1 protein-coding gene and 1 pseudogene (1 of these 2 only partly in view) are annotated in these 564 nt (G+C 59.8%); both read right to left on the minus strand.

Annotated elements, in window-relative coordinates; translation table 11 throughout:
* Nucleotides 1-149: hypothetical protein (locus GTN70_00215; GenBank protein NIO15428.1), on the minus strand; the 149-nt coding region annotated here is incomplete at its 3' end.
* A gap of 22 nt (nucleotides 150-171) precedes the next feature.
* Nucleotides 172-564 (minus strand): annotated as a pseudogene (locus tag GTN70_00220) (sodium-translocating pyrophosphatase) (it continues 1569 nt past the right edge of the window).

Raw genomic sequence — 564 nt, forward strand, 5'->3', positions numbered from 1 at the left:
ATCATCTCCTTGAGAGCGCCTTTCGTCACGATATCGATGCACTTGTCGATCTCAGGCTCCGCAGTGCCCTCGAGAAGCCCCGTGATCTCCCTGAACTGCCGCCGAATCTCAACGACCATCTGTCCCGCAGCCCTGCCGACGGCCTCCATCGTCAGCGCGGCGATGAGNNTATCAGAACTTCCCGATAAGCGGCGCGAACACGAGGGACACCACGGCCATGAGCTTTATGAGTATGTTCATGGAAGGGCCCGAGGTGTCCTTGAAGGGATCGCCCACAGTATCACCCACCACGGCTGCCTTGTGGGCTTCCGACCCCTTGCCCCCGTGATGGCCCTCTTCGATGAATTTCTTCGCGTTATCCCACGCGCCTCCACCATTTGCCATCATTATCCCCACGAGCACACCGGTTACCGTCGCTCCGGCGAGGAACCCGCCCAGTGCCTCGGAGCCGAGTCCGAAACCCACTATCAGGGGGGCCGTGACGGCAATAATTCCGGGGGCAATCATCTCCTTGAGAGCGCCTTTCGTCACGATATCGATGCACTTGTCGATCTCAGGCTCCGC

This window comes from Deltaproteobacteria bacterium, from assembly GCA_011773515.1.
In the GTDB taxonomy this organism is placed as follows: domain Bacteria; phylum Desulfobacterota; class Deferrimicrobia; order J040; family J040; genus WVXK01.